This is a genomic window from Microbacterium sp. bgisy203, from assembly GCF_965345155.1.
Taxonomy (GTDB): Bacteria; Actinomycetota; Actinomycetes; order Actinomycetales; family Microbacteriaceae; genus Microbacterium.
In genome coordinates this window covers 257396-280140 of record NZ_CBDRLZ010000001.1, presented here as the reverse complement: position 1 = coordinate 280140, position 22745 = coordinate 257396, and the positions used below count along the sequence as shown (strand labels likewise).

Sequence of the window (22745 nt, the reverse complement as noted above, 5' to 3'; positions counted from 1 at the left end):
CTCCACCGATGCGCTGATCTGTCCTCCACGCTCGCGCGCGGCCGGGCACGCTTGCGCGCATGGCTGAAAAGGACATCCGCGGGCGCGCGGGCGAAGAACGGGCGGCGCGGCACCTGCGCGACGCGGGCTACGAGGTGCTCGACCGCAACTGGCGGTGCCGCCAGGGGGAACTCGACATCGTGGCGGCTCGCGGGCGAGACCTCGTCGTCGTCGAGGTGAAAACCCGGCGCAGCGACGGTTTCGGGCATCCCTTCGAGGCGATCGACGCCCGCAAACGCGACCGGCTGTGGCGCTTGACGTGCGCGTGGGCGGCGGCGCACCCGGAGGCCGCCCGGCATCGACGTCTGCGCATCGACGTGATCGGCATCATCGGTGAGGACCCTCGGACGGCCGTTCTCGAGCACCTCGAGGACCTCCGATGAGCGCGACGGGAACCGTGGCCCGCACGTGGGGCGTCGTCCTCACCGGCCTCCAGGGCGATCTCGTCGAGGTGGAGGCCGATCTCTCTCATCAGACTCCGGGGTTCTCGATCATCGGTCTCGCCGACAAGGCGATCGGCGAGGCCCATCAGCGCGTGTTCAATGCGTGCGCCAACAGCGAGCTCCCACTGTCGCGACGGAAGCTCACGGTGAACCTCTCGCCGGCCAGCCTCCCCAAGCACGGTTCGGGGCTCGATCTCGCGATCGCGGTCGCAGCCCTCGCGACCGAGGCGCCGATGGATCCCGCCTCTCTGCTGGCGACGGCGCATCTGGGCGAACTCGGGCTCGACGGCCGCGTGCGACCGGTGCCGGGCGTCCTTCCGGCCGTCGCGGCAGCCGTGCGCGCCGGCATCCGTCGCGTCATCGTCCCGCACGCGAACGCCGACGAGGCAGCCCTCGTCCCCGGCGTCGAGGTCGTCGGCGCCGTCACGTTGCGCGACGCGGTGCGCCGCCACGGGATCGACCTCGACGCCATCGACGTCGCGCCGGTTCCGCTGGCTGCCGCCGAGCCCGTCGCGGACGCGTCGATCCCCGACCTGCACGACGTGATCGGACAGCGGGATGCCGTCGACGCGCTCGTCCTCGCGGCGGCGGGCGGACACCATGTGCTCATGAGCGGGCCGCCGGGGGCCGGCAAGACGATGCTGGCGCGGCGCCTTCCCGGCATCCTCCCGGATCTCGGTGACGACGACGCGGTGCAGACGGCGTCGCTTCGCTCACTGGCGGGACTGCCGGTGCACACGCTGGAGCGCACGCCGCCGTTCGAAGCGCCGCATCATTCGGCGTCCGTGGCGTCTCTGATCGGGGGTGGAAGCCGCACCGTGCGGCCGGGGGCGATCGCGCGCGCGAGCGGCGGCGTCCTCTTCCTCGATGAAGCCGGTGAATTCGCCGGCTCCGCGCTCGACGCCCTCCGGCAGCCGCTCGAGTCCGGCAGCATCGAGATCCATCGCGCCGGGTTCCGCGCGGTGTTCCCCGCGCGGTTCCAGCTGGTGCTGGCGACGAACCCGTGCCCGTGCGGAAACTACGGTGTGCCGCGGGCGGAGTGCCGGTGTCCGTCGCTTGCGATCCGGCGCTACCTGGGCAAGCTCTCCGGACCGCTGCTGGATCGCATCGACATCGAACTGTCGCTGCAGCGCGTGGCCGTCGCGCGGATGCGGGCGGGGGACGAGTCGCGGGTCTCGAGCGCCGAGGCGCGCGGGTTGGTGGTCGCTGCCCGTGCGCGCGCCGTGCACCGCCTCGCAGACACTCCCTGGCGTACGAACGCCGAAGTCGCGGGCACGTGGCTGCGCGACGGCCCGCTCGCTCCCGCGCCCGAGATCCGACGACCGCTCGACGACGCTCTGCAGCGGGGCGCGCTGACGTTGCGCGGCTATGACAGGGTGCTGCGAGTCGCGTGGACGACCGCCGACCTCGCCGGACGCGATCGCCTCACGGTCGAGGACATCGGCCGTGCGCTCTACCTGAAGAGGGGGACCCGCGCATGAGCGGACTGGACCTGCGCCCCGAGCGGGCCCGTGGCGAGCTCGCGGCGCTCGTGGATGCCGCGGACGACGACGATCTCGTGATCGCGTACGCCCGCGCCGCATGGAGCGCGCTCGTCGAACCGGGCGACCGCGTGGCGGGAGCGCTCGTCGAGGCATTCGGACCCGTGCGCGCGCTGGAGATCGCGCTGTCCGGCGACGGAAGAAGCGGCGACGAATCCGTCGCCGGCCTCGCCCCCGGGGAACTCGCGAAGGGATGCGCACGGTGGCGGCCGCGTCGGGGCGACATCGACGATGCGCTCGCGCGCGGCCGACGCGCCGGGTCGCGCCTCATCACGCCGGAAGACGCGGACTGGCCGACGCCGGTGAACGATCTGGGTCCGTATGCGCCGCTCTGCCTGTGGGTTCGTGGGGAGCCACGGCACCTCGCGGGCGCCCCGTCCCTCTCGATCGTCGGGGCGCGCGCATCGACCGCGTACGGCGAGACCGTCGCCGCGGAACTCGGTGCCGAGTGCGCCGTTGCAGGCATCACGGTGGTCTCCGGCGCGGCGTACGGGATCGACGGCGCGGCCCATCGCGCCGCCCTGTCCGCGGACGGAGCGACGGTCGCGATCATGGCGGGCGGCGTCGACCGGGCGTACCCCGTCGGGCACATCGAGCTTCTGGACGCGATCGTCGACCGCGGGGCGATCATCTCCGAGACTCCATGCGGGACGGCACCCACCAAGCACCGATTCCTCTCGCGCAACCGCGTCATCGCAGCCCTCGGGGACGCGACGGTGGTCGTCGAGGCGGGGTGGCGCAGCGGTTCGCAGAACACCGCCCACCACGCTCAGGCGATCGGTCGCCCCGTCGGGGTGGTTCCAGGCCCCGTGACGAGCGCCGCCTCGATGGGGTGCCACAGGCTCCTTCAAGAAGGTGATGCGATCTGCATCACCGGCATCGCGGATGTGCGCGACTACCTCGGTGTCGGCGGTGTCGGCGGTGTCGGCGGTGCGGGAGGGGTCGGCGGCGCGGGAACGAACGCCGCCGCCGGCGCCGGGGCTGCGGCATCCGAGCGCACCGACGATCGCACACGCGTGCTCGATGCGCTCAGCAGCCGCTCGGCGCGTGTCGTCGACGACATCGCACGACGCGCCGGCCTCGCGGTCGATGAGGCGGCGGGGATTCTCGGACTCCTTGCGCTCGAGGGGAGCGCGCAGCGGCGCCCGACCGGGTGGGTGCAGGCGAAGCCGGGCGCGGCGACACTCTGGTGACCTCGCCCCACCTCGGTTCGGAGCGCGCCATGCTGGACGGATGAGACTGGCCGCTGCCGCCGAGGCGTACGGCGAGCACCTCACCCGGGTGCGGCGCCTGTCGCCGGCGACCGTCCGCGCCTACGGGGCGGATCTGCGCGATCTCGCGGCGGCGACGGCCGACCCGCCCGTTGTCGACATCGACCTCGACATGCTCCGTGACTGGCTGTGGCGCGCGACCGAGCGAGGCGACGCGCGGGCGACGATCGCGCGGCGCGCGGCCTCGACGCGGGGCTTCTTCGCGTGGCTCGTCGACGAGGGCGTGCTCGCCGTCGACCCGAGCCTGCGCCTTGTCGCCCCCAAGCGCGGACGCTCCCTGCCCGCTGTCGCGACCCCTGCCGCACTCGACGGCGTGCTCGCGGCCGCTGCCGATCGTGCCGGCGAAGGCGACCCCGTCGCGCTCCGCGACGCCGCCGTGCTCGAACTGCTCTACGCCGCGGCGCTCCGCGTCGCGGAGCTCTGCGGCGCCGACGTCGACGACCTCGATCGGAATCGACACACCATCCGCGTCGTGGGCAAGGGTTCGAAAGAGCGCGTGGTGCCCTACGGAGCACCCGCGGCGGCGGCGCTCGACGCGTACCTCGTGCGCGGGCGCCCCGCACTCGTCGCGCGTGGGGAGGGGAGCGCCGCCCTCTTCCTCGGCGTCCGCGGCGGCAGGCTCGGCACGCGCGCCGCCTACGACATCGTCTCGCGCGCGGTCGCGCCCGCGATCGGCGCGGAGACCGTGGGTCCCCACGCCCTCCGCCATTCCGCGGCCACCCACCTCCTCGACGGCGGCGCCGACCTGCGGAGTGTCCAAGAGCTCCTGGGACACGCGAGCCTCGGTACCACCCAGATCTACACCCACGTCTCCGCGGAGAAGCTCACCGCCGCCTACCGGCTCGCGCACCCTCGGGCGTGAGCTGCGACGGTCACCGGTAGCCTGGGCGGACGACCCGTCACACCCGTCCCCGCATCGCCCATGTCTTCATCGGGACCTGTGCTCTCGCGGTCCTTCTCGCGGGCTGCACGGGCGCGGCGGAACCGGCGTTCACGGCGCAGCCGCCCGCGACCGCTCCGGCGACGCCCGTCCCCGTGCCGACCGTCACGGGCGACGCCGCCGACGTCGACCCCGCGTGCGTCGGCGGTGTCGCGCGCCTCACCGGGTCGGACCTCGACCTCACCCTCGCCGGAACCTGCCCGCGCGTCGAGATCAGCGGCACCGACCTCGACGTTACCCTCCGCGCCGCCACGTACGACGAGGTGGTCGTCCGGGGCGACCGGAACGACGTCGAAGCCGTGTCGGTCTCGGCCCTGTCGATCGAGGGCACCGAGAACGAGTGGGACGGTCAGGGTGCCGGATCGCTCGCGATCAGCGGCGACCGCAACGAGCTCGACTTCGACGGCACCGTCGGCGCCATCGCCGTCGCCGGGAACGACAACGAGGTCGAGGCCGCGGTGCTCGGCGCGATCGACGACGCGGGCGACCGGAACCGGTTCGAGACGCGCTGACCCGGTGCGCGCGCGGCGCCTCAGCAGCAGGGGAGGAGCACGGCGCGCGGGACCTCGCCGAACAGGAGCATGGGGTTGATGTACGCGCCGTGCTCGCGCACGCCGAAGTGCGCCGAGCCCGGCGGCGTGTGCCCGCCGGCATCCACCGTCCCGACGGTCTGAGCCGCCGTCACGGCCGCCCCGACCGGCACGAGCGCACGGACCGGCTCGAGCGTCGTGACCAGACCCGCGCCGTGGTCGATCGTCACGAGCGGGCGCCCGGCGACCGACCCCGCGAAGGCCACGACGCCCGCGGCCGGGCTCGCGATCTCCGTCCCGAGTGCCGCCCGCAGGTCGATGCCACGGTGTCCGGGACTGTACTCGTGGGCGGGCGCGGCGAATCCCGCCGTCACCTCCGCCGGCGAGACCGGCCACACCCAGTCGTCGAGTGTCACGTGCGGCGCCGGGGGATCGGCGGCAGGCGCGCCGGCGGTGGCGGCCGTCGCTGCGGCGCTCGGCGCGCCGACGAGGGATGCCGCGAGGAGAAGCGCCGCAGAGGCGGCTGCGAGCCGGCCGCGGGAGAGGGCGTGAGTGTGGGGCATCCGTCCACTCTCGCGGCCAGGATCCGCCCGCGGGGCGCCCACCGTGCGATCTGTGGATGATGCCGGAAAACAGCACGCGGGGGAGGAGTCGATGAGCCCGCCGCCGGACCGCTCGGGCGGACGCGTGCTGATACACTGGATGAGCACCTCGCACGTCGAGGTGACTACGCGTGCCCAGAGCGCAGGTCGAGTTCCACTCGACCGCGTGGCATCCACACCCAGAGGTCTCCCCGCTCCGGCGGCGGGCGGGTGTGCGCCGGGCGCCAGGAGCATCGGCCGACCGGCCGAGCGAACAACCCAGAACAAAGGAGAACGGCCATGGCCGTCGTCACGATCCGCCAGCTGCTCGACAGCGGCGTCCACTTCGGGCACCAGACCCGCCGGTGGAACCCGAAGGTGAAGCGCTTCATCCTCACGGAGCGCTCCGGCATCCACATCATCGACCTGCAGCAGTCGCTCGGGTACATCGACAAGGCGTACGAGTACGTCCGCGAGACGGTCGCCCATGGCGGCACGATCCTCTTCGTCGGCACCAAGAAGCAGGCGCAGGAAGTCATCGCCGAGCAGGCCACCCGCGTCGGCCAGCCCTACGTCAACCAGCGCTGGCTCGGCGGTCTCCTCACGAACTTCTCGACCGTCTCCAAGCGCCTCGCGCGCATGAAGGAGCTCGAGGAGCTCGACTTCGACAACCCCGCCGACTCGGGCTTCACCAAGAAGGAGCTCCTCCTCAAGAAGCGCGAGCTCGACAAGCTGCACAAGTCGCTCGGCGGCATCCGCAACCTCCAGAAGACGCCGTCGGCGCTGTGGGTCGTCGACGCCAAGCGCGAGCACCTCGCGATCGACGAGGCCAAGAAGCTGGGCATCCCCGTGATCGGCATCCTCGACACGAACGCCGACCCCGACGAGTTCCAGTACCCGATCCCCGGCAACGACGACGCGATCCGCTCGGTGGGCCTGCTCACCCGCATCATCGCCGACGCCGCCGCCGAGGGCCTCATCCAGCGCCACCAGCCGACCGACGAGTCGGCCGACGCCGAGCCCCTCGCCGACTGGGAGCGCGAGCTCCTCGAGGCGCCCGTCGTCACCGACGTCGCCGAGGTCGAGACCATCGCGACCGAGTCGGCCGCCGATGAGGCCGGCGCCGAGGCGAAGGCCGAGGGCGACGCCGCCGCCGTCGCGGCGGACGCCACCGCCGAGTAAGGCACCGAGCAACACCCTGTCGCCGCGGCGGAGCCGTGCGTCCGCGCACCGGCTCCGCCGCGGCACACCCCCCGTACGACATCCGGATCCGACCGAGGGTCCACAACAGGAGGAGTCGCCACTCATGGCAAACTTCACGATCGCCGACATCAAGGCGCTGCGCGAGCAGCTCGGCACGGGCATGGTCGACACCAAGAAGGCCCTCGAGGAGGCCGACGGCGACCTCGAGAAGGCCGTCGAGATCCTGCGCCTGAAGGGCGCCAAGGGCAACGCCAAGCGCGCCGACCGCTCGACCAGCGAGGGCCTCGTCGCCGCCGCCGAGCACGGTGACAAGGTCACCATCATCGAGCTCAACACCGAGACCGACTTCGTCGCGAAGAACGAGCGTTTCATCGCGCTGGCCGACAAGGTCCTCGAGGCCGCCTCGGCCGTCGACGCGAACTCGGTCGAGGAGGCCCTCGCGGCCCCCGCCGGCTCGCAGACGGTCGCCGAGCTCATCTCTGACGAGGCCGCGATCATCGGCGAGAAGGTCGAGCTCCGTCGTGTGCGCACGCTCTCGGGCGACAAGTTCGAGGTGTACCTGCACAAGACCAGCAAGGACCTGCCCCCGCAGGTCGGCGTGGTGCTCGCCTACGTCGGTGACGACGCCGAGACCGCGCGCTCGATCGCGCAGCACATCTCGTTCGCGAACCCGACCTACCTCGCCCGCGAAGAGGTCCCTGAGGACGAGGTCGAGAAGGAGCGTCAGATCGTCACCGAGATCTCGCGCAACGAGGGCAAGCCCGAGGCCGCCCTGCCGAAGATCGTCGAGGGCCGTGTCAACGCGTTCTTCAAGCAGGTCGCCCTGCTCGACCAGGACTACGCGAAGGACAACAAGGTGTCCGTCGCCAAGGTCGCGAGCGACGCGGGCATCACGCTCGAGGACTTCGCCCGTTTCAAGGTCGGCGCGTAACAGCGCGAGGGGGTCCGCATTCTCACCGGATGCGGACCCCTTTTCCGTGCCTGCTTTTCGATAGTCTGCATCCCGACGAGAGGACCCTCCGTGATCGATGAGAACACCGGACGCCGCCGCGTCCTGCTGAAGCTGTCCGGCGAAGCGTTCGGGGGTGGTCAACTCGGCGTGAACCCGGATGTGGTCGGCCAGATCGCCCGCGAGATCGCGGCCGCGGTCGACCGCGTGGAAGTGGCGATCGTCGTCGGCGGCGGCAACTTCTTCCGCGGAGCGGAGCTCAGCCAGCGCGGTATGGACCGGGGACGAGCCGACTACATGGGCATGCTCGGAACCGTCATGAACGCGCTCGCCCTGCAGGACTTCCTCGAGCAGGCGGGGGCGGCGACCCGCGTGCAGTCGGCGATCTCGATGACCCAGGTGGCCGAACCTTACATCCCACGCCGTGCGGAGCGGCACATGGAGAAGGGCCGCGTCGTGATCTTCGGCGCCGGTGCCGGGCTCCCGTACTTCTCGACCGACACTGTCGCCGCGCAGCGCGCGCTCGAGATCGGCGCCGACGAGGTGCTCGTCGCGAAGAACGGCGTCGACGGGGTCTACACGGCCGACCCGAAGAAGGATGCCTCGGCCACCAAGATCGACACCATCACTTATCAGGATGCCTTGCAGCGCGGCCTCAAGGTCGTCGACTCGACGGCGTTCAGCCTCTGCATGGACAACGGCATCGACATGCGCGTGTTCGGCATGGAACCCGAGGGGAACGTCACGCGCGCACTGCTGGGCGAGCCGATCGGGACGCTGGTCTCCGTCTGAGAGGCCGCCGCGGTGCCGCTGCCCCCCGCCTCCCCGGCGCGGCGAGCGGCCCGCACTAGAATCGTGAACTGACGCAACAACGAATGGAGTGACCGTGATCGCCGAGACTCTGGCAGACACGTCCGGGCGCATGGACCGCGCCGTCGAAGCCGCGAAGGACGACTTCGCCACCGTGCGCACGGGGCGCGCGAACCCCGCGCTCTTCCAGAAGGTCCTGGTGGACTACTACGGCACCCCGACGCCGCTCGCGCAGCTCGCCTCGCTCAACACTCCCGAAGCGCGCAGCCTCGTCGTCACGCCGTACGACAAGTCGGCGCTGAAGGCGATCGAGCAGGCGATCCGCGACATCCCGAACCTCGGCGTGAACCCCACGAACGACGGCAACATCGTGCGCGTGACCATGCCCGAGCTCACGGCGGAGCGCCGCAAGGAGTACGTCAAGCTCGTGCGCAGCAAGGGCGAAGACGCGAAGGTGCACCTGCGCGGCATCCGTCGCAAGGCGAAGGACGAGCTCGATGCGCTCAAGAGCGAGGTCGGCGAAGACGAGCTCGTGCGTGCGGAGAAGGAGCTCGACGCGATCACGCGCTCGCACGTCGACGAGATCGACGAGGCGCTCAAACGCAAAGAGGCAGAGCTCCTCGAGGTCTGAGCGATGACCGACCCCTCCGGCGAACCACCCACGGATGCGCCGCACTCGCGCGCGGCAGCGCGGCGGGCGGCGGAGAACGCGTCGGCCTTCCACGACCACGTGCGGGCCGCGCGCAGCGAGTTCGAGCACCAGATCGATCGCGCGCGCGCCGACTTCGAGCAGGTGAACGACCGGATCAACGAGCGCACCGGTCGCAACCTGCTGATGGCGATCGCGATCGGTCTCGTGGTCGGCGGCGGCGTCCTGGCGATGCTCCTGTTCCTGCCGTGGGGCTTCATGATCTTCGCGATCGCGGTGTGTCTGCTCGGCGTGTTCGAGTTCGCGCGCGCCCTGCAGACGTCCGGTCGGCGCATCGACATCGCCCCGCAGCTGGGCGCCGGTGCGGTCATCATGCTCGCCGCATCCTTCCTCGACGGGTGGACCCTCTGGGTGCTGGTGTTCGCGGGTGTCGCGTTCATCCTGATCTGGCGTCTTCTGGCGCAGATGGTCGCTTCCGACGGTCGGCGCGCCGACGACGTGCTCTCCGACGTGCTCGTGTCGGGCTTCGTGCCGATCTACGTGCCCTTCCTCGCGTCGCTCGCTCTCGTCGTGCTGAGCCGCGAGCAGGGCCAGCTGTGGGTGCTCGGCATGATCATCGCCGTCGTGGCGGTCGACACGGGCGCCTACGCGAGCGGACTCGCGTTCGGCTCGCACCCGATGGCCCCGCGCATCAGCCCGAAGAAGACGTGGGAGGGGTTTGCCGGAGGCGCCCTCGCCGCGCTTCTCGTCGGCATCCTCTACGGCATGTTCGTGCTGCACCTGCCGTGGTGGGCGGGGGCGATCAGCGGCCTCGTCTTCCTGGGGTGCGCCACCGTCGGCGACCTCGGCGAGTCGATGATCAAGCGCGACCTGGGCATCAAGGACATGAGTTCGTGGCTCCCCGGGCACGGCGGCGTGCTCGATCGGCTCGATTCGCTGCTGCCCTCCGCCGCGGGCGCGCTCGCGCTGTACCTGCTGTTCTTCCCCCTGACCGTCTCCTGATCCGGATGATGCATGACTGACGAGACCACGACCGAGGCGACGCCGTTCCCCCGGACCTCGGGCCGCCGCAAGGGGTACCGCCCGGAGGACGTCGACGACTTCCTCGCACGGGCGCGCGCAGCGTTCGAGGCGTCGCCGGGTGACGAAGAGCTCGACGCCGAGGCCGTCCGCACCGTGGCGTTCCCGCTCGTCCGCCGCGGCTACCAGATCGCGGCGGTCGATGCTGCCCTCGGGCGCATCGAGGACGCGTTCGCCGCGCGCGAGCGCGAGTACGCGCTCTCTCGCGCGGGGGCGCGCTCGTGGGTGGGTCAGTCGCGCAAGCTCGCGCAGGAGGTGCTGGACCGCCTCACCCGGCCCGAGGGCAAGCGATTCCGGAGAGTGGGGATGCTCCGCTTCGGCTACCGGATCGACGAGGTCGACCTCGTCGCGGACAAGATCGCCCGGTTCCTCGAGGAGGGGGAGCCCGTCACCGTCGAGCAGGTGCGCAGCGTCGCCTTCCGCATGCAGCGGCGCGGCTACAGCGAGACGCAGGTGGATGCCGTACTCGACGCCGTCGTGAAGGTCATGCTCGCGGTGGTCTGAGCCGCCGCGGCCCGATAGACTCGCAGAACTGTGACATCAGACGCTGAGCTGCATCCGACGGCCGAACGCGAGATCTCGCCGCGTTCCGTCGCCGTCGCGCGCCCGGCGGCCGCGCCGCCCGCACGGTGGTCGCGGCGCCGTGGCGTGATGAGCGTGTTCGCCATCTTCGCGGTCGCCGGATTCGGCGCCGCCTATGTCGGGCCGCTCAGCGCCGTCACTCCCCAGGCCGAGGCCGCGCAGCCCATCTCCGTGTCGCTGTACGCGCACACGCGGCCCGATGCCCAGGCTTTCTCGGCCGAGACGGGCGGCGACGCCGCGCTCGACCGGGGTGGCATGGTCTACACCGTGTACGTCGCGCCGAAGCCCACGCCGACCCCGACGCCCACCGAGACCGTCGCGGGGGAGAGCGCTTCGAGCGAACGCGTCTCCTGGGCGCCGCCGTTCGTGAATCCCGATCCCGGGTCGGCGCAGTCGGTCGCCTACTCGATGGTGCAGGCCAACGGCTGGGGCGACGATGAGTTCGCGTGCCTCGTGGCGCTGTGGAGCAAGGAGTCCGGCTGGCGCGTGAACGCGTACAACGCCGGCAGCGGTGCCTACGGCATCCCTCAGGCGCTTCCCGGTAACAAGATGGCCTCTGCGGGCGCCGACTGGGAGACGAACCCGGCTACTCAGATCGCGTGGGGCCTGGGGTACATCAGCGGCCGCTACGGCACCCCGTGCGGCGCGTGGGGGCACTCGCAGGCCAAGGGCTGGTACTGACCGCATGCCACGCCGTGGGAGGCGTCGTCCGGACCCCGACGACACCTCGTTCGATCGCCTCCTCGCCGGGTGGAAGCGCACCGAGGTGCGGCGCGGTGTGACCTGGACCGTGCAGCCGGTCAGCGGCGCGCAGGCGCAGAAGACCTACACCTGTCCCGGGTGCGGGCGCGCAGTCGACCCCGGCGTCGCGCATCTGGTGGCCTGGCGCGCAGACGGCGTTCTGGGTGACGAGGCCGATCTGGCCGCGCGCCGGCATTGGCACACGAGCTGCTGGAGGATCAGCTGACATGGAGATCCGCGGAGCGGTTCTGCTCCCCGCACGGCGCGAGGACATCGAGCTGCACACCCTGGACGGACTCACCCTCGTGGGCGAGCTCGCGCTTCCCGAATCCGTCGACCCCGTCGCCACCCTCGTGACGCTTCACCCGTTGCCGACGGCCGGTGGGTTCATGGACTCCCACATCCTCCGCAAGGCCGCCGGCCGACTTCCCGCCCTCGCCGATCTCGCGGTGCTCCGCTTCAACACGCGCGGCACCTCGTCGCCGCGTGGAACCAGTGAGGGCGCGTTCGACGGCGGCGCCGCCGAGGCGTTCGACGTCGCCGCGGCGATGGACCTCGTGCGGGAGCGCGGGCTTCCGAGGCCCTGGCTCGTGGGCTGGTCCTTCGGCACCGAGCTCGCCCTCAAGTACGGCCGCGACCACGACTTCGAGGGCGTGATCCTGCTCTCGCCGCCGCTTCACCGGACGACGCCCGGCGAGCTGGCCGCCTGGGCCGGTGACCCTCGGCGCATGGTCGTCGTCGTACCCGAGTTCGACGACTACCTGCGCCCCGACGAGGCCCGCGCACGGTTCGCGGCGGTGCCCGATGCCACGATCATCGCCGTCGACGGAGGCAAGCACCTATGGGTGGGGGAGACCCAGACCCGGCGGGTGCTGACCGAGATCGTCGCGGTGGTGAACCCCGACGCGCTGCCGCTTCCGACCGACTGGGACGAGGAGCCCGCGAGTGACCTGCCGCCCAACCGTGGCGGGCCCGGTCAGCGTTCGTTCTGACGGGGCACGATCACCTGGCGGTAGATGATCAGGATGCTCGCCGCGACGGGGATCGCGACGAGCGCGCCGAGAAGACCGAGCAGCGAGCCGCCGGCGAGGGCGGCGATCACGACGACAGCGCCGGGCACCGACACGGCGCGGTTCATGATGCGCGGCGAGACGATGTACGCCTCGACCTGCATGTAGATCGCGTAGTAGATGAGCGCCGCAAGCGCCGTCGCCGACGAGCCGAGTCCCGGGATGAGACAGACGAGCACGATGATCGTCGAACCCGTCAGGGTACCGACCAGCGGGATCAGCGAGAAGAAGAACGCGATCACGGCGAGGACGGCGGGGAACGGGGCTTTGATGATCGTCAGGAAGATCGCGCTCAGCACACCGTTGATGACGCCGAGCGTCACCTGCCCCATGACGTAGTAGCCGACGGACGCGGTGATCTGGTCGGCGAGGTCGACGAAGCGGGCCCGCTTGGATGCCGGTACGAGCTGCGCGACGGCGAGCTTCAGGTTCGGGGTCGACGCCGTGAAGTAGATCGTGAGGATCAGCACGATGATCGCGCCGGTGAAGCCTGCCACGATCCCGGCGCCGAGGTTGATGATCGCAGCCGTCGCCGCGCCGCCGATCTCGCCGAGGTCGAGCGACTTGTACCAGTTCTCGATGTAGGTGAACACCGCGTCGACGTCGAGGGCCGGGAACAGACCGTGGAGCCAATCGCCGGCGGCTTGGACGGGATTCCAGTCGCCGGCGACGGCGGACTGGACGAGCTTCTGGATCTCGGTGACCAGCTGCGCGATCTGCTGCACGAGCACGGGGATCACGATGAGGATGATGGCGGCGAAGACGGCGAGGACGACCGCGAACGTGATCAGGAGGGCGGCCCAACGCGGCAGCCCGCGCCGCTCGAGCCACGACACCGCCGGGTCGAGGCCGAGCGCCAGGAAGAGCGCCGTCCCGACGTACAGGAGGATCGTCGACAGCGACTGAACACTCGAGATGATGAGGATGCCGACGCCGACGCCGAGCGTCGCGATGAGCGCCGTGCGGAAAGGATGCTGCAGCTTCACGCCTGCCTCCGGAAGTGACGAGCGCTGTCGAGCAGCGACGGGACCGTGGTTGTCAGGATACGCATGTGCAGGCATCCTGCGGGGGGACGCGCGGGAAGTGGCGCCTCCCACGCCACGCACAGGTCGTTGTCGCTAGTCTGGAACGTCGTATGCGTACGGGAGATCGCCCCGGCGCGCAGGGAGGGGAATCGTGCGTTTCGTCTGGGCCGTGGCCGCGTTCGTGTTGGCCGCACTCCTGATCGGCGCCGGAATCGCGCAGCGGACGGTCTTCGAGGGGCCGACGTCGCAGAGCCAGGCCATCGATGTGGCTGGCGATGCGCCGTACGTCCTCCTCGACGGCGGCGTCCTCGCGAGCCACGACGGCGCGCAGACGCTCCGTGTGCAGAGCGACGGCGACATCTTCGCCGCCTACGGGCGGACGGCCGATCTGAAGGCCTGGTTGACGAAGGCCGACTACACGGCGGTGAGCATGGACGGTGACGCCGTCTCGTCGCAGTCGATCGCGGCATCCGTGCCCCTCGCCGACGGCGAGAGCGCGATCACACCGCAGACGTCCGACTTGTGGCTCGATCAGTTCACGAGCGAGGACGTCCTGATCCGGCCGCTCCAGCTCCCCGCGGACATGAGCGTGCTGATCGCGTCCGACGGAATCCAGCCGGCACCGGGCGCGCTCACGATCACCTGGCCCGTGCACAGCACGACGCCGTGGGCGGGGCCGCTCATCGTGGCGGGTGCGCTTCTGCTCCTCGTCGGTATCGTGCTCTACGCCCTCGGCGTGCGGCACGCGCGGCGCTCGCGAGGACCGCGTCGCAAAGGCGTCCCGGTTCCGGTCACCGAGCCGATCGACATCTCCGAGCGGGACGATGAGAAGGGCGTGATCACGGCCTCACCGCCCCGTCGACGCCTCGGCGGCGGCAAGAAGGCGCTGCTCGCCGTGCCGGCCCTCGGGGTGTCTGCACTGCTGTTCACGGGATGCACCGCCGACGCGTGGCCCGATCTCGCCGGGACTCCGAGTCCGACCGCCTCGACCACGGTCGTCGCCCCCGACGATCAGGAGACCCCGGTCGTCACCGAGACGCAGGCGGCGCGGATCGTCTCGCGCATCGCCGACGACGTCGCAGCGGCGGACGAAGCGAAGGATGCCGCGGCGGCGGCCAACCGGCTGGACGGTGCCGCCCTCGCCGTGCGGGAGACGAACTACCGCCTGCGCGCCGCGATCCCGGAGCAGAAGGCGCTGCCCGCCGTGCCGACCGGATCCCTCGAGGTGACGCTGCCCGAAGCGAACGACGAGTGGCCGCGCACCTTCTTCGCCGTCGCGCCGGCGGAAGGCGACGGGGGCGGGTCGGTCGTCATGAGCATGACGCAGCAGGATGCCTGGGCGCCCTACAAGCTGACCTACTATGCCGCCGTGACGTCGGACATCGACCTGAAGCTCGCTCCGACCTACGTCGGTGCGATCTCGATCCCGACCGACTCGCCCTTCCTCGCGATCGCCCCGGAGAACCTGGCAGCGGCGTACGCCGACGTCCTGGACAAGGGTGCGGACAGCGAGTTCGCGAGCCTGTTCGACGCCGACGACGACGCGTTCCAGACCTCTCTCGCCGACAACCGGGCGAGCCGTCTGGCATCCTTCAACGAGACGGGAGCCCAGACGGGCTCGCTCGCCTTCTCCGCTCGACCGGGTTCCCCCGAGCCCATCGCGCTCGCGACGCTGGACTCCGGCGCGATCGTCGCGGTCGCGGTCGAGGACCTCGACACGGTCACGCCCACCAACACCGATGCGGTGATCAAGGTCGACGGCAACCCGGTCGTCCAGACGCTGGCGGGGGTCACGCAGTCGGCATCCGGCTTCGAGACGACCTACGACAACCAGCTGTACTTCTTCGTGCCGAGCAAGAGCTCCAAGGAGCGCATCCGCCTGCTCGGGTTCTCGTCCGACATTCTCAACGCAAAGGTGGTCGGCTGATGAGCGATCCCCGTCCGGGTGCTGTCCTCCGCGGCGCCGTCGACCTGTCCGCCCTCCGTCAGCGCGCGTCCGCGCCCGTCGCCTCTGGGTCGACTGCCGCGGCCGAAGGCTCGGGAGCTGCGCCCTCGCTCGTCTTCGATGCCACCGACGCCAACTTCGGCCAGGTCTTGGAGCTGTCGAAGACGGTCCCGGTCGTCGTCGACCTGTGGGCCGATTGGTGCGGACCGTGCAAGACGCTGAGCCCCGTCCTCGAGAAGGTCATCGTCGAGCTGCAGGGGCGCCTCGTGCTCGCGAAGGTCGACGTCGACGCCAATCCGCAGCTGGCGCAGGGCTTCCGTGCCCAGTCGATCCCGATGGTCGTCGCGCTCGTCGCCGGCCAGCCGGTGCCGCTGTTCACCGGTGCGGTGCCCGAGCAGCAGGTGCGCGAGGTGTTCGGGCAGCTTCTGCAGCTCGCCGCCCAGCAGGGGGTCACGGGGACCGTGCCCACCGGCGGTGCCGACGGCGAGGCTCCCGAGCCCGAGGAGCCCGCCCTTCCGCCGCTGCACCAGGAGGCGTACGACGCGATCGAGGCGGGTGACTACGCTCGCGCCGTCACCGCGTACGAGGCGGCCCTCGCCGAGAACCCGCGGGATGATGAGGCACGCGCCGGACTCGGCCAGGTGAAACTCCTCGACCGCGTGCGGCACCTCGACCTGCAGCAGGCGCGGGATGCCGCGGCGGCGGCTCCGCTCGACCCGGAGGCCCAGTTCGCGGTCGCCGACCTGGACCTCGCCGGCGGGCACGTCGACGACGCGTTCGGCCGGTTGCTCGACCTCTTCGCCGCGCTGCCCGATGACGAGCGTCAGGTCGTGCGCGAGCGCCTTCTCGAGCTGTTCGGCCTCGTCGGTGACACCGACGCACGCGTGATCCGCGCGCGCGGACGCCTCGCGAGCCTCCTGTTCTGACCCGTGAGGTGAAAAGCTGGTTGCGGTGCTACACCGCGGCTGCGCCGCGGCACTCGATCAGCGAGGGTCAGGAGGAGCGGCTGAGCCAGAGGACACCGAGGGGCGGCAGCACCATCGTCGCACGGCCGTTCGCATCGGCGTGGACCGACCCGAGATTCCCGACGCCGGAGCCGCCGTAGGCCTCGGCATCCGAGTTCAGCAGCTCCGTCCACTCGCCGCCGGCGGGCAGATCCAGGGGATAGTCGTGGATCGGCTCGCCGGAGAAGTTGCAGACGACCGCGACCGTGTTGCCGTGGTGGTCGTCGCGTGAGAACGCGATGACGTTGGGGTTCCAGTTCGGAGCCCCGAGGCGCCGAAACGCGCTCTCGTCGGCATCCCGTGACCACAGCGGGGCGTGCTCGCGATACACGCGGTTGAGCGCCCCGACGAAATCGAGGAGCTGACGGTGGGGCGGCTGGTCGAGGATCCACCAGTCGAGGCTGCGGCTCTCGGACCATTCGCCGATCTGCCCGAAGTCCTGTCCCATGAACAGCAGCTGCTTGCCGGGGTGTCCCCACATGTACGCGAGGAACGCGCGCATGTTGGCGAGCTTCTGCCAGTGGTCGCCCGGCATGCGGGAGAAGAGGGTGCCCTTGCCGTGCACGACCTCATCGTGGCTGATCGGCAGGACGAACCGCTCGCTGAACGCGTACACGAACGAGAACGACAGCTCGCCCTCGTGGTGCGCGCGGTACATCGGATCGCGCTGGAAGTAGACGAGCGTGTCGTTCATCCAGCCCATGTTCCACTTGAAGCCGAATCCGAGTCCGCCCGCGGAGGTCGGCGCCGTGACGCCGGGGTAGCTCGTCGACTCCTCGGCGATCATCGCGATGCCCGGGTAGCGCTTGTAGGCGGTGCCGTTGACCTCCTGCAGGAAGCGGATCGCCTCGAGGTTCTCGCGGCCGCCGTAGATGTTCGGCTCCCACTCGCCGTCCTTGCGCGAGTAGTCCAGGTAGAGCATCGAGGCGACGGCGTCGACGCGCAGACCATCGACGTGGAACTCCTCGAACCAGTACAGCGCGTTCGCGACGAGGAAGTTCCGCACCTCGTTGCGCCCGTAGTCGAAGATCAGCGTGCCCCAGTCCTTGTGCTCGCCGCGGCGCGGGTCAGGGTGCTCGTAAAGGGGGCGCCCGTCGAAGCGGGCGAGGGCGAAGGCATCCTTCGGGAAGTGCCCCGGCACCCAGTCCATGATCACGCCGAAGCCGGCCTGGTGGAGCCGATCGATGAGATAGCGGAGGTCGTCGGGCGTGCCGTACCGGCTCGTCGGGGCGTAGTACCCCGTGACCTGGTACCCCCACGACCCGCCGAAGGGGTGCTCGGCGAGCGGCAGGAACTCCACGTGCGTGTAGCCGACCTCGGTGAGGTAGGCGATGAGCGGGTCGACGGCGTCACGGTACGAGAGCCCCTCGCGCCACGACCCGAAGTGCAGCTCGTACGTCGACATCGGCTGGTCGGTGGGGGAGCGGCGTGCGCGCGCGTCCATCCAGGCGCTGTCGCCCCAGGTATACGACGACTCGGTGACGATGGATGCCGTCGCCGGCGGCACCTCGGCGTAGTTCGCCATCGGGTCGGCCTTGAGGATCCACTCCCCGTCGGGCGTGAGGATCTCGTACTTGTAGACGGTGCCGGCTCCGAGGCCGGGGACGAAGATCTCCCACACGCCGCTCGAGCCGAGCGTGCGCATCGCGTGAGACGCGCCGTCCCAGCCGTTGAAGTCGCCGACGGCGCGCACCGCGCGCGCGTCGGGCGCCCACACCGCGAAGGACACGCCGGTGACGCCGTTGTAGTGGTGCACGTGGGCGCCGAGCACACGCCACAGCTGCTCGTGACGCCCTTCGCCGATGAGGTACTGATCGACCTCGCCCAGCGTCGGCAGGTGCCGGTACGGGTCGTCGCTGCGGTAGGCGGACCCGTCGTCATACGTCGCGACGATCTCGTATGCGAGCGGCGGTGACGCGGTCGCGCCCTCCCAGATGCCGCCGCGAACGTGCGCGAGCGGAATCTCGTCGCCGATGTCGGTGACGGCGGTCACGGTCTTCGCGAGGGGCCTGCGGGTGCGGATGACCCAAGTTCCGTCCGGCTGCTCATGCACCCCGAGGACGTCGTGCGGCGCGTGGTAGGCACCGGCGGCGACCGCGTCGAGGATGTCGTCGGACACGGTGCTCATCGGTTCTCCTTGACATGCAGGATGTGGACGGGTTCGACGAACGCGTCCAGGCGGACGAAAGCGTCCTGGTTCCAGGTCCAGTGCGCCCCCGTGATGAGGTCCTCGACCTCGTACTCCGTGCCGCGCGCAAGGCCCCACACCGTCGTGTCGACGTGCACGGTCGTCTGCCGCGCCGAATGCGGGTCGAGGTTCGCGACGACGATGATCGTGTCGGGGCGGCCGTCGGCGGTGAGAGCACCGTCGATGTGCTTCGTGTAGACGAGGATCGCGTCGTCGTCGCTCCAGTGCACGTCGAGCCCGCGCAGCTGGCGCAGCGCCGGGTGCGCGCGGCGGATCTCGTTCAGGCGCGTGAGGTACGGGGCGATCGTGGTGCCGTCGGCATCCGCCTTCGCCCAATCGCGGAACTTGTACTCGTACTTCTCGTTGTCGATGTTCTCTTCCGACCCCGGACGGGCGACGTTCTCGATGAGCTCGTACCCGGCGTACACGCCGTAGGAGGCGCCGGCGGTCGCGGCCAGGGCGGCCCGGATCTTGTACGCCGGGCGGCCGCCGTACTGCAGATACTCGGTGAGGATGTCGGGCGTGTTGACGAAGAGGTTCGGACGCATGATGTCGGCGGTCTCGCCCGAGATCCAGGTGAAGAACTCTTCGAGCTCGGCTTTGGTGTTGCGCCAGGTGAAGTAGGAATAACTCTGCTGGAATCCCGCTTGTGCGAGCGCGAGCAGCGGCGACGGGCGGGTGAAGGCCTCGGCCAGGAAGACGACGTCGGGATGCTCGGCGTTCACTGTCGCGATCAGCCACTCCCAGAATTGCAAGGGCTTCGTGTGCGGATTGTCGACGCGGAAGATCTTCACGCCCTGGGCGATCCAGTGCCGGACGATCCGGAGGACCTCGGCGCGGATGCCGTCGGGGTCGTTGTCGAAGTTGATCGGGTAGATGTCCTGGTACTTCTTCGGCGGGTTCTCGGCGTACGCGATCGATCCGTCGGCGAGGGTCGTGAACCACTCCGGGTGCTCGGTCACCCACGGGTGGTCGGGGGCCGCCTGGAGGGCGAGATCGAGCGCGAGCTCGAGCCCCTCGGCGCGCACCGCGCGGACGAACGCCCGGAAGTCGGCGAGGGTGCCGAGGTCGGGGTGCACGGCGTCGTGACCGCCCGCGGACGACCCGATCGCCCAGGGCGATCCAGGATCGCCGGGACCGGCGACGAGGGTGTTGTTCGGGCCCTTGCGGTTCACCTCGCCGATCGGGTGGATCGGGGGCACGTAGAGGACGTTGAAGCCCATCGCGGCGACGGCGGGCAGGCGCTTCATCGCGGTGCGGAAGGTTCCGCTCTTGACCGTCCCGTCCTTCAGCCGGCGGGCGCCTTCGGAGCGCGGGAAGAACTCGTACCAGGCGCCGACGCCCGCGCGTTCCCGCTCGACGAGCAGCTCGAGATCGGGGCCGAGGGTGACGAGCGAACGCACCGGGCGATCGGCGAGGTACCGGGCGAGCTCGGGGTCGCGGACGATGACGAGCGCCGCCTCGTCGGTCGTGGCGCCATCGCGCAGGCCTGCGGCGGCAACGGTCAGAGCGCGCACCTCCGCGGCATCCCGATCGCCTTCCGCGGCGGCGCACTCGAACAGCAGCGCACCCTCCTCGCGCATCAGTGGCGCGTCGACCCCGGCGGCGATCTTCAGCTCGGCCGCGTGCTCCCACGTCGCGTAGTCGTCGGCGAAGGCCTCGAAGCGGAACGTCCAGACACCTTCCTCGAGCGGGGCGACGAGCGTGCGCCAGTGGTCGTAGCCGTCGTTCACGGCGGTCAGGCGGTGGAGCGACACGGCGCCCGACGGGGAGGTGAGCCGCACGTGCACCCCGATGAGATCGTGACCTTCGCGGAACGCGGTGACCGAGAACGGCACGGCCTCGCCGGAGAACGCCGACGGGCGGAAACCCGGATCGGTGGCCCGCGGGTGGGGCTGCGACAGCGGGATCCGGCCCGTGCGTGTGTCGGGCGCGGTCTGCCACGGCGACGCGGCCCGAACCGGGATCTCCGACGTGCTGCGGAGCGTCGGCGCGTGCGGGGCGGAGTCCGGCGGGGATGCGGGGCGCGTTGTCGAAGCCACGTCTCGAACCTACCGCCGCGCTCCCTCCATGCGGAACAGATGCAGTGCCGTGCCGGGGAGGGTGACCGTCGCTCCGGGAGCGAAGACGGGTTCGTCCTCGTCCGGGCGCTCGGGGACGCTCGACCACAGGGAGACGTACCGCTCGATGCCCTCGATCTGCGGGAGGGTCACGTCCGCAGGCGCCTCATTGCCGTGTACGACCAGGAGGATCCGGTTCGGTGCTTCGTGCTCGGGCGTGGACTGCGCGTCGTACTGCAGCGTGCGGTGGGACGGGTCGTTCCACCGGTCGTGCGCCATCGTGTGTCCGCCGGCGTCGTACCAGTCGATCACCGATGCGCTCGGCACCGACATCTCGGCGTGGGCGAAGCGGATCGGCCGCAGGGCAGGGTTCTCGTGACGCAGCCGGATGAGGCGGCGCACGTGGGCGAGGAGATCCTCCTGCCACTCCGCGTGCTGCCAGTCGAGCCACGTGAGCGGCGAGTCATGACAGTAGGGGTTGTTGTTGCCGCGCTGGGTGCGGCCGAACTCGTCGCCCGCGGTGATCATGGGAACGCCCGCCGACAACAGGAGCGTGCCGAGGAGGTTCCGCATGGCCTTCCGCCGGGTCGCGAGGATCCGCAGGTCGTCGGTCGGGCCCTCCGCGCCGTGGTTGAACGAGCGGTTCGTGTCCGCACCGTCGCGGTTCTGCTCGCCGTTGCCCAGGTTGTGCTTCACGTCGTACGACACGAGATCGCGCAGCGTGAAGCCGTCGTGAGCCGTGACGAAGTTGATCGAGGCGAGCGGTCCGCGCTCGGGGGTGAACGTGTTGGACGAGCCCGCGAGGCGCGTCGCGAACCCGCCGACGCCGGCGGGTGGCGTCGATGCGCGGCGGGCGTAGTCGACGTCGCTGAGCCAGAAGTTCCGCACGCGGTCGCGGTAGCGGTCGTTCCACTCGCTCCACCCGGCCCCGAAGCTGCCCGTCTGCCACCCGCCCATCCCGACGTCCCACGGCTCGGCGATCATCTTGACGCCCGCGAGCGCGGGGTCTTCGGCGATCGCGCGCAGCAGCGGGTGGTCGGGGTCGAACTCGTGGCGAGCGTTCCGCCCGAGGGTAGGGGCGAGGTCGAAGCGGAACCCGTCGACGCGGACCTCGTTCGCCCAATAGCGGAGGGAATCGAGGATGAGGCGGGACGCGGCATCCGTCGCCGTGTTCACGGAGTTGCCGCAGCCGGTGACATCGATGTAGACGCCGTCCTTCGTCTGCCGGTAGTAGGCGGCGTTGTCGATGCCGCGAAAACTCGACCGGGGTCCGCCGATCTCCAGCTCGGAGGTGTGGTTGTAGACGACGTCGAGCAGCACTTCGATACCCGCGGCGTGGAGCGCCTTCACCATGTCCTTGACCTCGCGGAGCACCGCGTCGGGGCCTGCGGCGAGAGATTCGGCGGTCGCGTAGGCGCCGTGCGGCGTGAAGAAGTTCAGCGTGTTGTAGCCCCAGTAGTTCGTCAGGCCGTGGTTCAGAAGCCGGGGTTCGGTCTCGAACGCGTGGATCGGGAGGAGTTCGACGGCGGTGATGCCGAGATCGGCCAGGTACTCGATCATCGCGGGGTGGCCGAGCCCGGCATACGTGCCGTGGAGGGCCGGCGGCACGTCGGGATGCCGTTTGCTCAGTCCCTTCAGGTGCGCCTCGTAGATCACCGTGTGATCGAGTGGCGTCGCGGGCTTCTCCGCCTCGCCCCAGTCGTACGCGTCGTCGACGACGACCGAGCGCCACTCGCCGAGCCGCACCGGCACGAGACCGCGCGCGTAGGGGTCGATGAGGAGCGTCTCGGCGTTGAAGGTGTTCTGCGGACCCGGAGGGCCGTCGATCCGCAGGGCGTAGCACGAGCCCGCCTCGAGGTCGGGCGTCGTGACCTCCCACACGTCTGCGCCGACAGGTGTGAGCGGGTGCGCGGCGATGATCCAGTCGAGGTCGGTCGGATCGACCAGGACGAGTTCGACGCTCGTCGCCGCTTCGCTCCAGACGCGAAGCGTGCCGCCGCCGGGGCCGAGGGTCACTCCCATCCGGTCGTAGGCGGCGCCGAGAAAGGGAGCGGCGGGTGAGGACGGCTTCGGGCGTGCCATGCGATCTACAGT

General features: G+C 70.6%; 21 protein-coding genes. 16 read left to right on the top strand and 5 right to left on the bottom strand.

Translation table 11 applies throughout. The features are described from left to right. Positions 1 to 59: 59 nt before the first annotated feature. The 5 genes from ACRVYW_RS01325 to ACRVYW_RS01305 all read left to right on the top strand — a co-directional run bounded on the left by ACRVYW_RS01325 (position 60) and on the right by ACRVYW_RS01305 (position 4746). Positions 60 to 422 (top strand): YraN family protein, encoded by a 363-nt coding sequence (locus ACRVYW_RS01325; RefSeq protein WP_431800944.1) that lies wholly within the window; start codon positions 60 to 62, stop codon positions 420 to 422. Beyond that, entirely contained in the window at positions 419 to 1963 is a 1545-nt protein-coding gene (locus ACRVYW_RS01320) for a YifB family Mg chelatase-like AAA ATPase (protein WP_431800942.1), read from the top strand. The genes ACRVYW_RS01325 and ACRVYW_RS01320 overlap by 4 nt, the downstream gene beginning before the upstream one ends. Further along, entirely contained in the window at positions 1960 to 3216 is a 1257-nt protein-coding gene (dprA, locus tag ACRVYW_RS01315) for a DNA-processing protein DprA (RefSeq protein ID WP_431800940.1), read from the top strand. Before ACRVYW_RS01320 ends, dprA begins: the two co-directional genes overlap by 4 nt. A 40-nt stretch (positions 3217 to 3256) precedes the next feature. Continuing rightward, entirely contained in the window at positions 3257 to 4156 is a 900-nt protein-coding gene (locus tag ACRVYW_RS01310; protein ID WP_431800938.1) for a tyrosine-type recombinase/integrase, read from the top strand. 173 nt (positions 4157 to 4329) lie between these two features. After that, on the top strand, positions 4330 to 4746 hold the full coding sequence (locus ACRVYW_RS01305; RefSeq protein ID WP_431800936.1) for a DUF3060 domain-containing protein: 417 nt from the start codon (positions 4330 to 4332) through the stop codon (positions 4744 to 4746). Positions 4747 to 4766: 20 nt separating this feature from the next. On the opposite strand, the gene ACRVYW_RS01300 is transcribed toward ACRVYW_RS01305, so the two are convergent. After that, on the bottom strand, positions 4767 to 5327 hold the full coding sequence (locus ACRVYW_RS01300; RefSeq protein ID WP_431800934.1) for a murein hydrolase activator EnvC family protein: 561 nt from the start codon (positions 5325 to 5327) through the stop codon (positions 4767 to 4769). Between the two features lie 318 nt (positions 5328 to 5645). Here ACRVYW_RS01300 and rpsB point away from each other — a divergent pair, with 318 nt between their 5' ends. From rpsB to ACRVYW_RS01255, 9 genes are all read left to right on the top strand, one after another. After that, positions 5646 to 6527, top strand: a complete 882-nt coding sequence (rpsB, locus tag ACRVYW_RS01295; protein ID WP_431800932.1) for a 30S ribosomal protein S2 — start codon at positions 5646 to 5648, stop codon at positions 6525 to 6527. A 124-nt stretch (positions 6528 to 6651) separates the two neighbouring features. Then, positions 6652 to 7479, top strand: coding sequence for a translation elongation factor Ts (gene tsf / locus ACRVYW_RS01290; RefSeq protein WP_431800930.1), 828 nt, complete (start codon positions 6652 to 6654; stop codon positions 7477 to 7479). 90 nt (positions 7480 to 7569) lie between these two features. Beyond that, a complete protein-coding gene (gene pyrH / locus ACRVYW_RS01285) occupies positions 7570 to 8289 on the top strand; it encodes a UMP kinase (RefSeq protein WP_431800928.1) in 720 nt (239 codons plus the stop codon). A gap of 94 nt (positions 8290 to 8383) precedes the next feature. Continuing rightward, positions 8384 to 8938, top strand: coding sequence for a ribosome recycling factor (gene frr, locus ACRVYW_RS01280; protein WP_431800926.1), 555 nt, complete (start codon positions 8384 to 8386; stop codon positions 8936 to 8938). A 3-nt stretch (positions 8939 to 8941) separates the two neighbouring features. After that, the gene (locus ACRVYW_RS01275) at positions 8942 to 9958 is read left to right on the top strand and encodes a phosphatidate cytidylyltransferase (protein WP_431800924.1); all 1017 of its coding nucleotides are present in this window, start codon (positions 8942 to 8944) and stop codon (positions 9956 to 9958) included. A 12-nt stretch (positions 9959 to 9970) separates the two neighbouring features. Beyond that, entirely contained in the window at positions 9971 to 10540 is a 570-nt protein-coding gene (locus ACRVYW_RS01270; protein ID WP_431800922.1) for a DivIVA domain-containing protein, read from the top strand. A gap of 30 nt (positions 10541 to 10570) precedes the next feature. Beyond that, complete coding sequence (locus tag ACRVYW_RS01265) at positions 10571 to 11299, top strand: lytic transglycosylase domain-containing protein (protein WP_431800920.1); 729 nt, start codon at positions 10571 to 10573, stop codon at positions 11297 to 11299. A gap of 4 nt (positions 11300 to 11303) precedes the next feature. Continuing rightward, positions 11304 to 11585, top strand: coding sequence for a hypothetical protein (locus tag ACRVYW_RS01260; RefSeq protein WP_431800918.1), 282 nt, complete (start codon positions 11304 to 11306; stop codon positions 11583 to 11585). A gap of 1 nt (position 11586) precedes the next feature. Next, complete coding sequence (locus tag ACRVYW_RS01255) at positions 11587 to 12351, top strand: alpha/beta hydrolase (protein ID WP_431800917.1); 765 nt, start codon at positions 11587 to 11589, stop codon at positions 12349 to 12351. Here the strand turns inward: ACRVYW_RS01255 and ACRVYW_RS01250 are convergent. Continuing rightward, positions 12336 to 13415, bottom strand: a complete 1080-nt coding sequence (locus tag ACRVYW_RS01250) for an AI-2E family transporter (protein ID WP_431800915.1) — start codon at positions 13413 to 13415, stop codon at positions 12336 to 12338. The genes ACRVYW_RS01255 and ACRVYW_RS01250 overlap by 16 nt on opposite strands. 190 nt (positions 13416 to 13605) lie before the next feature. On the opposite strand from ACRVYW_RS01250, the gene ACRVYW_RS01245 reads away from it, so the two are divergent. Together ACRVYW_RS01245 and ACRVYW_RS01240 are read left to right on the top strand one after the other, a co-directional pair. Beyond that, positions 13606 to 15381 (top strand): glycosyl transferase, encoded by a 1776-nt coding sequence (locus tag ACRVYW_RS01245; RefSeq protein ID WP_431800913.1) that lies wholly within the window; start codon positions 13606 to 13608, stop codon positions 15379 to 15381. Continuing rightward, a complete protein-coding gene (locus ACRVYW_RS01240; RefSeq protein ID WP_431800911.1) occupies positions 15381 to 16325 on the top strand; it encodes a tetratricopeptide repeat protein in 945 nt (314 codons plus the stop codon). The genes ACRVYW_RS01245 and ACRVYW_RS01240 overlap by 1 nt, the downstream gene beginning before the upstream one ends. Before the next feature lie 67 nt (positions 16326 to 16392). On the opposite strand, the gene glgB is transcribed toward ACRVYW_RS01240, so the two are convergent. From glgB to glgX, 3 genes are read right to left on the bottom strand one after another with little or no spacing between them, the layout of a single operon-like run. Beyond that, on the bottom strand, positions 16393 to 18531 hold the full coding sequence (gene glgB, locus ACRVYW_RS01235; protein ID WP_431800910.1) for a 1,4-alpha-glucan branching protein GlgB: 2139 nt from the start codon (positions 18529 to 18531) through the stop codon (positions 16393 to 16395). Further along, positions 18528 to 20633, bottom strand: coding sequence for a maltotransferase domain-containing protein (locus ACRVYW_RS01230; protein ID WP_431800908.1), 2106 nt, complete (start codon positions 20631 to 20633; stop codon positions 18528 to 18530). Before ACRVYW_RS01230 ends, glgB begins: the two co-directional genes overlap by 4 nt. Positions 20634 to 20642: 9 nt before the next feature. Then, entirely contained in the window at positions 20643 to 22733 is a 2091-nt protein-coding gene (gene glgX, locus ACRVYW_RS01225) for a glycogen debranching protein GlgX (RefSeq protein WP_431800907.1), read from the bottom strand. Positions 22734 to 22745: the final 12 nt, after the last annotated feature.

Bases quoted from the DNA above. Each gene is read 5' to 3' on its own strand.
- ACRVYW_RS01325 (WP_431800944.1), top strand. From the start codon at position 60: ATGGCTGAAAAGGACATCCGCGGGCGCGCGGGCGAAGAACGGGCGGCG.
- ACRVYW_RS01320 (WP_431800942.1), top strand. From the start codon at position 419: ATGAGCGCGACGGGAACCGTGGCCCGCACGTGGGGCGTCGTCCTCACC.
- dprA (WP_431800940.1), top strand. From the start codon at position 1,960: ATGAGCGGACTGGACCTGCGCCCCGAGCGGGCCCGTGGCGAGCTCGCG.
- ACRVYW_RS01310 (WP_431800938.1), top strand. From the start codon at position 3,257: ATGAGACTGGCCGCTGCCGCCGAGGCGTACGGCGAGCACCTCACCCGG.
- ACRVYW_RS01300 (WP_431800934.1), bottom strand. From the start codon at position 5,327: ATGCCCCACACTCACGCCCTCTCCCGCGGCCGGCTCGCAGCCGCCTCT.
- rpsB (WP_431800932.1), top strand. From the start codon at position 5,646: ATGGCCGTCGTCACGATCCGCCAGCTGCTCGACAGCGGCGTCCACTTC.
- tsf (WP_431800930.1), top strand. From the start codon at position 6,652: ATGGCAAACTTCACGATCGCCGACATCAAGGCGCTGCGCGAGCAGCTC.
- ACRVYW_RS01275 (WP_431800924.1), top strand. From the start codon at position 8,942: ATGACCGACCCCTCCGGCGAACCACCCACGGATGCGCCGCACTCGCGC.
- ACRVYW_RS01270 (WP_431800922.1), top strand. From the start codon at position 9,971: ATGACTGACGAGACCACGACCGAGGCGACGCCGTTCCCCCGGACCTCG.
- ACRVYW_RS01260 (WP_431800918.1), top strand. From the start codon at position 11,304: ATGCCACGCCGTGGGAGGCGTCGTCCGGACCCCGACGACACCTCGTTC.
- ACRVYW_RS01255 (WP_431800917.1), top strand. From the start codon at position 11,587: ATGGAGATCCGCGGAGCGGTTCTGCTCCCCGCACGGCGCGAGGACATC.
- ACRVYW_RS01240 (WP_431800911.1), top strand. From the start codon at position 15,381: ATGAGCGATCCCCGTCCGGGTGCTGTCCTCCGCGGCGCCGTCGACCTG.
- glgB (WP_431800910.1), bottom strand. From the start codon at position 18,531: ATGAGCACCGTGTCCGACGACATCCTCGACGCGGTCGCCGCCGGTGCC.
- glgX (WP_431800907.1), bottom strand. From the start codon at position 22,733: ATGGCACGCCCGAAGCCGTCCTCACCCGCCGCTCCCTTTCTCGGCGCC.